This is a genomic window from Brevundimonas sp., assembly GCF_003248455.1.
Lineage (GTDB): Bacteria > Pseudomonadota > Alphaproteobacteria > Caulobacterales > Caulobacteraceae > Brevundimonas.
Genome location: NZ_QFNM01000024.1, coordinates 37,276 through 46,340, shown reverse-complemented (window position 1 = coordinate 46,340; position 9,065 = coordinate 37,276). Strand labels below are relative to the sequence as shown.

The 9,065-nt window shown below is 68.8% G+C and carries 7 protein-coding genes and 1 pseudogene; 2 read left to right on the top strand and 6 right to left on the bottom strand.

The window, feature by feature from the left end; translation table 11 throughout:
* Positions 1-1,036 (top strand): annotated as a pseudogene (locus tag DI624_RS10525) (MFS transporter); the annotation flags it as partial.
* A 76-nt stretch (positions 1,037-1,112) separates the two neighbouring features.
* On the opposite strand, the gene DI624_RS10520 reads toward DI624_RS10525, so the two are convergent.
* Positions 1,113-3,185 carry a TonB-dependent siderophore receptor gene (locus DI624_RS10520; protein ID WP_291538096.1) on the bottom strand — a complete coding sequence of 691 codons (2,073 nt, stop codon included), beginning with the start codon at positions 3,183-3,185 and terminating at the stop codon, positions 1,113-1,115.
* Between the two features lie 146 nt (positions 3,186-3,331).
* Here DI624_RS10520 and DI624_RS10515 point away from each other — a divergent pair, with 146 nt between their 5' ends.
* Positions 3,332-4,276 (top strand): TraB/GumN family protein, encoded by a 945-nt coding sequence (locus tag DI624_RS10515; RefSeq protein ID WP_291538094.1) that lies wholly within the window; start codon positions 3,332-3,334, stop codon positions 4,274-4,276.
* A gap of 18 nt (positions 4,277-4,294) precedes the next feature.
* Here the strand turns inward: DI624_RS10515 and DI624_RS10510 are convergent, their stop codons facing one another.
* The 5 genes from DI624_RS10510 to DI624_RS10490 form a co-directional block, all read right to left on the bottom strand.
* Positions 4,295-4,588 (bottom strand): hypothetical protein, encoded by a 294-nt coding sequence (locus tag DI624_RS10510; RefSeq protein ID WP_291538090.1) that lies wholly within the window; start codon positions 4,586-4,588, stop codon positions 4,295-4,297.
* 61 nt (positions 4,589-4,649) lie between these two features.
* A complete protein-coding gene (gene tldD, locus DI624_RS10505) occupies positions 4,650-6,080 on the bottom strand; it encodes a metalloprotease TldD (protein WP_291538088.1) in 1,431 nt (476 codons plus the stop codon).
* Positions 6,081-6,138: 58 nt separating this feature from the next.
* On the bottom strand, positions 6,139-7,224 hold the full coding sequence (locus DI624_RS10500; RefSeq protein WP_291538085.1) for a hypothetical protein: 1,086 nt from the start codon (positions 7,222-7,224) through the stop codon (positions 6,139-6,141).
* Between the two features lie 41 nt (positions 7,225-7,265).
* Positions 7,266-8,033: an ABC transporter permease gene (locus DI624_RS10495; RefSeq protein ID WP_291538082.1), complete on the bottom strand. Its 768-nt coding sequence runs from the start codon at positions 8,031-8,033 to the stop codon at positions 7,266-7,268.
* Positions 8,030-8,962 (bottom strand): ABC transporter ATP-binding protein, encoded by a 933-nt coding sequence (locus tag DI624_RS10490; protein WP_291538079.1) that lies wholly within the window; start codon positions 8,960-8,962, stop codon positions 8,030-8,032. Before DI624_RS10490 ends, DI624_RS10495 begins: the two co-directional genes overlap by 4 nt.
* Positions 8,963-9,065 lie beyond the last annotated feature (103 nt).

Genomic DNA, 9,065 nt, shown 5'->3' with positions numbered 1-9,065 from the left:
GCCCGTCCTGGGGCCGATCAACCGCGAATGGTCGATCTATCTGGCCAGCATCCTGGGCGTCGGCGTGGTCTGGTTCATGGTTCAGCGCAACGCCCTGGTCGGCTGGGTGCTGGGCGCCGCCACCGTCGCCTCGCTGCTGTTCATCCTCTACGTCATCGTCAAGGTCTGCGAGAGCAAGGCCCAGCGCGAACGGATGATGCTGGCCCTGGTGCTGATCTTCGGCTCGGTGGTCTTCTTCACCCTGTTCGAACAGGCCGGCACCTCGCTGAACCTGTTCGCCGACCGCAACGTGGACCTGTCCATCACGCCGCACGCCTTCCAGTTCCTGGGCATGACGGTGGGCACGCCCGCGCAGTTGGCCGCGGCGGGCCTGACGCCCAGCGGTCTGTGGATCGACGCGACCATCACGGCCGCCCAGACCCAGTCGTTCAACGCGGGCTTCATCCTGATCTTCGCGCCGATCATGGCGGCGCTGTGGGCCTTCCTGGCCAAGCGCAAACTGGACCCCAATCCGACGATGAAGTTCGGCCTTGGCCTGCTGCAGGTGGGCCTGGGCTTCATGGTGGTGGTGTGGGGCGCCGGCATGGCCGACTCGGCCTTCCAGATGCCGCTGCTGCTGCTGGGCCTGCTCTATCTGTTCCACACGACGGGCGAGCTGTTCCTGTCGCCGGTGGGCCTGTCGGAGATCACCAAACTGTCGATGGCCAAGGTGGTCAGCTTCATGATGGCGGTCTGGTTCCTGGCCAGCTCCATCGCCCAATACGTCGGCGGCTGGATCGCCGGCCTGGCGGGAACCGAGACCGTGGGCGGCCAGGTGCTGAACCCCGGCCTGGCGCTGCGCACCTCGCTCGAGGTGTTCAATATGCTGGGCCTGTGGGGCATGGGCATCGGCGTCGCCTTCATCGTCGTCAGCTTCTTCATCAAGGGCTGGTCGCATGGGGCCAACAACGGCGACGACCATCCCGGTCCGGCGCTGACCGATCGCGGCCAGGAGGACGGCAACGTCGCCGCGCCCCGGACCTCCACCGCCGGCTGATCCCGAACGGATCGAGCAGAAGAAAGGGCGGCGTCCGCGCGGACGCCGCCCTTTTTTCTCGGCTCCGAGGCGTCGGTCAGAAGGTCTTGCGCACCCGGATCGAGGCGAAGGTGCGCGGGTCGATGGTGCTGTCCTCGGTGAAGGCGACCGCGCGGCTCTGGCGGTCGGCGAAGACCGTGCGGGTCTGGGTGAAGTCGTCCCACAGGTTCAGCTGGCCGCGGATCGACAGGGTCGGGGTCGGCTTGAACTCGGCGAAAAGTTCGAAATAGTCGGAGCCGCGCCATTTCGAGACCTGGTCCGGCGAATAGCTGGGCTGGCCCAGGTAGGGCAGCCAGTTGACGCCCCATTGCAGCTTCCAGCTGGCGATGTCCTGTTCTAGGCCGATGTTGGCCTGGGTGGGGCGCACGCCGGAGATGCCGCGTTCCTCGCCCGTCGTGGGATCGGTGACGGCGGTCTTGTTCCAGTCGTTCTTGAAGGTGAAGCGGCCCCCCGACATGCCCAATTTGTCCAGGGGCAAGGTGATGTTGAGCGACAGCTGGTCCAGCGCGCCGTCGCCGATGTTGCCGACGGCGGACAGGCCGCCGGTCAAGGGGATGCGGTCGATCGCATCGACGATCTCGTCATGGCGATAGCCGATGGAGACGACGCCCTCGCCCCAGAAGCGGCGCTCGTAGATCAGTTCCGAAATCCAGCGCTGCTCGGGCACCAGATCGACGTTGCCGCCATAGACGTTCTCGGACTCCAGATCGGCCGAGGCGGCGAAGTCCGAGAAATCGAGCTGGCCCAGTTCGCGTTCGAAGCGCAGGCGCAGCTGGTTGTTGGGCATCGGCGTCCAGGTGGCCAGGAAACGCGGCTTGGCGAAGAAGAAGCTCTTTTCCTGATCGGCGTCGCCGGACTGGCTGATGGTGGAGGCTTCCAGCCGCAGGCCGGCCTCCAGCGTCAAATCGGGGTGCAGCCGCCAGGTCGCCTTGGAAAAGGCCTCTCCGCGCGTCTCTTCCACCTTGACCGAGGCGCTGGGCAGGGAAACGGCCACGCCGCCCTCGGTATAGGCCTGATCGGTCTGGCGCATGTTGTAGGCGATCTCGCCGCCGGTCTCGATGGTCAGCTTGGGCGACCGCTCGTGGCGGATCAGGGCGCGCAGGATGGTCTCGGAGCTCTTGCCCGAATAGTCGAAGATCTGTTCCGGGGCCTGCACGCCGTTGTCGACGACATTGTAGGTCGAGGCGCCGTCCCAACTGCCGAACTCGTGCATCAGCCGGGTTTCCAGCTTGAAGCGGGCGTTCAACGGCCGCTCCCAGGTGACGCCGAACTCGCCGCCGTCGCTGTCTTCGGCGTCCGCGCTTTGCCGCAGGGCGGTCGCGGACCGGTTGATGTCATAGCCCTGCCAGTCGTTGACGCCGTAGCGCGCAGTCAGGTCGACCTTGCCGCCCGCGAGCGGGCCGGCATAGGTGCCGCGGATCGAATCGCCCCCGCCATAGCCGTCGGTGTCGGTCTGTTCGTCGCGCAGCACCGCCCCGGCGGCGTTGCGGCGGATGATGTGACCGGGCCCGTTGGAATCGCTCATGCTGATCCCGTCGGACAGGGTGACGCCCCAGCTGCGCTCGCCGTTGCGCGCGGTGAACTGATAGCTGCCGCCGTGCAGGTCGCGGCCGCCGCCCTCGAACTGGGTGGTGTTCCAGGTCAGGATCGACTGATGGGTGCTTTCCTTTTTCAGGATCACGTTCACCACCACGGAAAAGCCCTGCATGTCGATGCCCGGCGCGCCGCCCCGGATCAGTTCGATCCGCTCGACCTGGCGGGCCAAGGTGCGGTTCAGGACGCTGGAGCCGGCGTCGTTCTTGGAGGCGGGGCGGGCGTTGTTGATCAGGACGTTGCCGACCGCGCCTTCGAAGCCGCGCGCGCCCGAACCGTCGTCGATGGAGAAGCCGGGCACCCGATTGACCATGTCCAGAGCCGTGTTCGGGCGCTGGGCGGCGAAGAAGTCGGGCGTGAAGACCAGCACGCCCCGCTGGGTCGCGTCGGCCAGGGGCGCCTGGCTGGTCGGGCCGGTCGGCACGGGGGCCTCGGCGACCTGGGGGCCGTCGCCGGCGAAGGCGGGGACGGCGGTCAGGAGCAGGGCGGTGCTGGCCAGCAGCAGGGTTCTTGTCATTGGTCTTCCCCTCGGTGTGTTGGCGAGAGGTGTGCCGATCCGCCTGCGTCATCTCCAGTTACAAGGCGGCAAGGTGGATTAAATCGGCGACATCATTACAGGGATTTCATTACATTCATGACAGTAGAGGCGTGTATAACGCTGTAATGAACGCGCGCTCTTCTTTCCTGATCTTGTCATTGGTTGCGGCTCTGGTCCTGCCGGGCGGGGCGGCGGCGGCGCAGGAGCCGGCGGCTTCGGACGCGGTCGAGGACATCGTCGTCACCGCCCGCCGCATCGAGGGGCCGATGTGGGAGGTGCGGCGCGGCGACAGCGTGCTGATCCTGGTCGGGGCGATCGAAGGCCTGCCGCGCGACATGGAATGGCGCACCGACGCCCTGGTCTCGGCGGTGGAACGGGCGGACCGGGTGTTGTTCCCCGTGCAGGGCCAAGCGTCGCTGGCGGATGTCGGCCGCCTGATCTGGCGCATTCGCACCCTGACGCGCCAGCCGGACGGCCGGACCAGCGCCGACTATCTGCCGCCGGAACTGGAGGCGCGGGTCGAGCGGATCACCGGCGAAGGACCCAGCCGCAAAAGTTTCCTGATGCTGTCGGCGGAGTTGATGGAGCATGGCGGCTACGCCCGCCGGACGCGGCCCGTCTCCGAAATCGTGCGGCGCGCCGTCCGCGCCAACAAGAAGGCGGCCGAGCCGGTCGGGGTCTATCGCGGCGACGAGATGATCGACAGGGTGCTGACGACCCCGCCTCAGGCTTATCTCGGCTGTATCGATGCCGCCACGACCGCAGCCGAGGCGGGGCCGGAAGACGGCGCCCGGCGGGCCGAGAACTGGCGGCTGAGGCGCATTCCGGCGGTGCTGGCTTCGCCGCTGGAGCAAGCGGTCGGCGCCTGTTCCTATTGGTCGGTGATGGGCCAGGGCGAGCGGTTGCGCGGCATCTGGAACCAGGCGGCCGACCAGGCCCTGTCCGAAACGGGCGTCACCGTGGCCATCGCGCCGCTTAGGCTGCTGGCCGAACCGGACGGGGTGCTGGACCGACTGGCGGCCCAAGGGCTGGAGCCGCTGGGCCCCGATTGGCGCGCGCCCCCGCCCTGATCGTATCGCGGCTCGGCGTTACGGGGCCGAGGGGCGTTCCGGCACGGCGTCGCGCGCCGCCTCGCCGATATTGTCCGCAGCATTGCCGACGCTTTCGGCCGCGCCCGCGACGGCGTTGGATTCGACCGCGTCGTTGCGGTTCATGTTCATCAGGAAATAGCCGATCACCACCACGGCCAAAAGGCCGATGATCAGCGCGACGACGGCGCCGGCGCCGCCGCCGCGACGCTCGACCACGGTCGGGGCGGCGCCGGTTTCGGTGATGCGTTCGACCCGGCCATCGGGGTGTTCGACAGTGCGTTCGGTGGGCATTGCGGCTTCCTCTCCGTTGTGGCGGAGAAACACCCGGTCGCGCGATCCGGTTCCGAGCGGGTCAGACCGCCGTGCCGCCCACCGTCAGGCCGCCGATCTTGAGGCTGGGCTGGCCGATGCCCACGGGCACGCCCTGGCCGGCCTTGCCGCAGACGCCGACGCCGGGATCGAAGGCGAAGTCGTCGCCGATCATCTGGATCTTCGTCAGGGCCGTGGCGCCGTCCCCGATCAGGGTCGCGCCCCGCACCGGGGCGGTGATGACGCCGTCCTCGATCAGATAGGCCTCGTTGCACTGGAACACGAACTTGCCGTTCGTGATGTCCACCTGGCCGCCCGAGAAGTTGGCGGCGTAGAGGCCGCGCTTCGTATTGGCGATCATGTCGGCCTTGGAGTCCCGGCCGACCTCCATGAAGGTGTTGGTCATGCGCGGCATGGGCATATGGGCGAAGGACTGGCGGCGGCCGTTGCCGGTGGCGGCGACGCCCAACTGGCGCGCCGACAGCCGGTCGTGCATCAACCCGACCATGATCCCGTCCTCGATCAGGACAGTGCGCTGGGTCGGGGTGCCCTCGTCGTCGACCGACAGAGAGCCGCGACGCCCGGCGATGGAGCCGTCGTCGACAACCGTCACGCCGGGGGCGGCGACGCGCTGGCCCATCATGCCGTTGAAGACGGAACTGCCCTTCCTGTGGAAGTCGCCCTCGAAGCCGTGGCCGATGGCCTCGTGCAGCAGGACGCCGGGCCAGCCGGCGCCCAGGACCACGTCCATCTCGCCCGCCGGGCAGTCGACGGCGTCCAGATTGACCAGGGCCTGGCGCAGGGCCTCGTCCACCTGGGCCTGCCAGCGTTCGGGGGCGATCCAGGCCTCGAATCCGGCCCGGCCGCCGGCGCCGGACGAGGCGCTTTCGCGCTTTCCGTTCTGCTCGACCGTAACCGAGACGTTCAGCCGGACCAGGGGGCGGACGTCGCGCACCGCCCGCGCATCGGCGCGCAGAATCTCGATGGCCCGGCGTTCGCCGATCAGGGAGGCGGACACCTGGACCACGCGCGGATCGCGCGCGCGCGCCCAGGCGTCGATCTCGGCCAGCAGGGCGATCTTGTCGGAGAAGGCGGGCGAGGCGAGGGGATCGACCTCGTCATACAGTTTCTGATTGGTGGCGCGCGGACCATCGGCGACCACGGCCGCGTGGCCCTGTTTGGCCAGGGCGGCGCTGTCGGCGGCGCGGCGCAGGGCCGCCGCAGATATTTCATTGGCGTGAGCGTAGCCGGCGGTCTCGTCCGCCACGACCCTGAGGCCGAAGCCCTCGGTCGCGTCATAGGCGGCGGACTTCAGCCGGCCGTCGTCGAACACCAGGCTCTCGCTCTCGGACCGCTCAAGGAACAGTTCGCCGTCGTCGGCCCCGGCCAGGGCGATCTTCAGGATCGACAAGGCTTCGTCGGCATCTACGCCGGCGGCGTCGAGGATGGGCGGCGGGGCGGCGTGAACGGTCATGGACGCTAGGTAGGGGCTCCGGGCCGTTTCGTCACCTCCGGCGGCGCGAAAGTCGCGATCAATCCAGCGGTTGCGGCCGCGTCACGACCGGGGCGTCGGGATCGCTGCTTGTGGGGCGGGCGGCGGTCGGGGCGGGCGTCGGCGTCGTCGGCACGATCACCGTCGGCGGGGGGGCGGCGGTCGGAGCGGGCGTCGGCGCAGGCTGGGCTGCAGCCGCCGACGGTTGCCGCGCAACGGTCGCCGGACGAGTCTGAGCGGCCGGCGGGGGCGCCGTCGGTGTCGCGCGCGGGGTCGGAGCGGTCTGTGTCGGGGCTGGGGCCGCAGCAGGCGCTGGGGCGGGCGCCGGGGTGGCGGGCGTCGGCGTTTCGGCCTGAACCCCGGCGGCGCCCGTGGGGACCGTCTCGGCCGGAGGCGTGGTCAGCGGCACTTCGTCAAGCGCGGCGGCCGTCTCGGCCGATGCGGCCGGCTGGGCGGGGCGCAGGGCGAACCAGACGCCGCCTCCGATGGCCAGCAGGGCGGCGACGCCTGCGCCGACGTACAGCGGCAGGCGCGAAGGCCTGGCCGGCGCACGGGCGAAACCGGGCGTCGCTTGAGGAGGCGCCCCGACGACAGGTCGCGGGGCGACAGGCGGGGCGACAGGCGGGGCGACAGGCGGGGCGACGACGGGTTTGCCCGCGACCGGCGCGGCGTCGGCGGGCTTCGGCGTAGGGGCGGGCGCGGCCTGCGGCGTCGGCAACGGGCGCACGGTCAGATCTGTGTCAGGCGACGGGGCGGCTTGCGGCGCGGGCCGGGGCGTCGTCGAGGGCTGGGCCGGGCGCGCGGTCGGGATCAGCGAGCCGCCCAGTATGCTTCCGGTCTGCGGACGCGGCGGCCTGGGACCCGCGGGCGCAGGCGGCGTCGACGCGGGCCGGGCAGGCGTGGGCGCGACGCCCGAGGCCAGGCTCTGATCGCGGATGTCGCGCGGCTGTCGGGCCGACGCCGCCTTGGGCGGCGGATTGGGGATGCGATCCAGCGGATTGGCCGCGACCGGCACCGGCCCGACGTGGAAGGTGGTCGCGGGCATGCGTCCCCATTGCACCGGCTTCCGGGCGAAGGGCTCGGGGCGGGCGAAGGGTTCGGGCGGGGTCTTCTGGTCGTCGGACATGGTCCCTCAATCGCTGGCGATCTGGCCCGTTTCGTGACGGCTCAGTTCTTGAGCCGATAACCGGTCTTGAACATCCACATGACGATGGCCAGGCAAACGGCGAAGAAGCCCAGGGTCGCCGCCACGCTGATCTCGACCGCCACGTCCCCCTGGCCGTAGAAGGCCCAGCGGAAGCCCGAGATCAGATAGACCACCGGGTTGAACAGGGTCACGGCGCGCCAGCCCTCCGGCAGCATGTCGATGGAATAGAAGGCCCCGCCCAGAAAGGTCAGGGGGGTCACGATCAGCATCGGGATCATCTGAAGCTGTTCGAACCCGTCGGCCCAGACGCCGATGATGAAGCCGAACAGGCTGAACGTCACCGAGATCAGGACCAAAAAGGCCATCATCCAGACCGGATGCAGGATCTGCAGCGGCACGAAGAAGGCCGCCGTGGCCAGGATGATCAGGCCCAGCACCGCCGACTTGGTCGCCGCCGCCCCGACATAGGCCAGCACGATCTCCAGCGACGACACCGGGGCCGACAGGATCTCGTAGATCGTCCCCGTGAACTTGGGGAAGTAGATGCCGAAGGAGGCGTTGAAGATCGACTGGGTGAACAGGCTGAGCATGATCAGGCCCGGCACGATGAAGGCGCCGTAGGGCACGCCGCCGACTTCCTGCATCCGGCTGCCGATCGCGCCGCCGAAGACGACGAAATACAGGGCGGTGGTGATGACCGGGGTGACGATGCTCTGCCAGATGGTGCGCAGCGACCGCGCCATCTCGAAACGATAGATGGCCCAGACCCCATAGGCGTTGAAGGTCATGCGGCGGCTCCGTTGGTGTGGACCAGGCTGACGAAGATGTCTTCCAGCGAGCTCTGGCGGGTGTTCAGATCCTTGAACCCGATGTTCAGCCCCTCGAGCCGGCGGATCAGCGACGGCACGCCCGTATCGTCGGCGTTGGCGTCGAAACTGTATTCCAGCTCGCCCCCGTCGGATTTCAGCGTCAGGTCCCAATCGGCCAGTTCGACGGGCAGGGCGGCCAGCGGCTCGACCAGGTTAAGGGTCAGGGTCTTCCTGCCCAGCGTCTTCATCAGGGCGGTCTTTTCCTCGACCAGGATCAGTTCGCCCTTCAGGATCACCCCGATGCGATCGGCCATCTCCTCGGCCTCCTCGATATAGTGGGTGGTCAAGATGATGGTGACGCCGCGTTCGCGCAGTGTCCTGACCATCGCCCACATGTCGCGGCGCAGCTCGACGTCCACTCCGGCCGTGGGTTCGTCCAGGAACAGGATGTCCGGCTCGTGGCTCAGCGCCTTGGCGATCATCACCCGACGCTTCATTCCGCCCGACAGGGTGCGCAGCTTGGCGTCGCGCTTGTCCCACAGCGACAGGTCGCGCAGCAGGCGTTCGATGAAGGCCGGATTCGGCGCCTTGCCGAACAAACCCCGGCTGAAGGTGACGGTGGCCATGACCGTCTCGAAGGCGTCGGTGGTCAGTTCCTGCGGCACCAGGCCGATCTTGGTGCGCGCGGCGCGGAAGTCGGTCTGGATGTCGTGACCGTCGGCGACCACCGTGCCCGTCGAGGGGGTGACTATGCCGCAGATGATGGAGATCAGGGTGGTCTTGCCCGCCCCGTTCGGACCCAGAAGGGCGAAGATTTCACCCCTCTCGATGCTCAGGTCGATACGCTTCAACGCCTGGAGCCCGGACTTGTAGGTCTTGGTCAGGCCGTCGATCTGGATAACGGGCATAAAGGCTCCTGGCGTGGCGGGCGCCAAGGCGCGTCGCCGGGCGTGGCGGCAATATGGCGCGCCCTGACCGTCGCTCAAGGGGCAGGCGCGCCCGCCAAGCCGT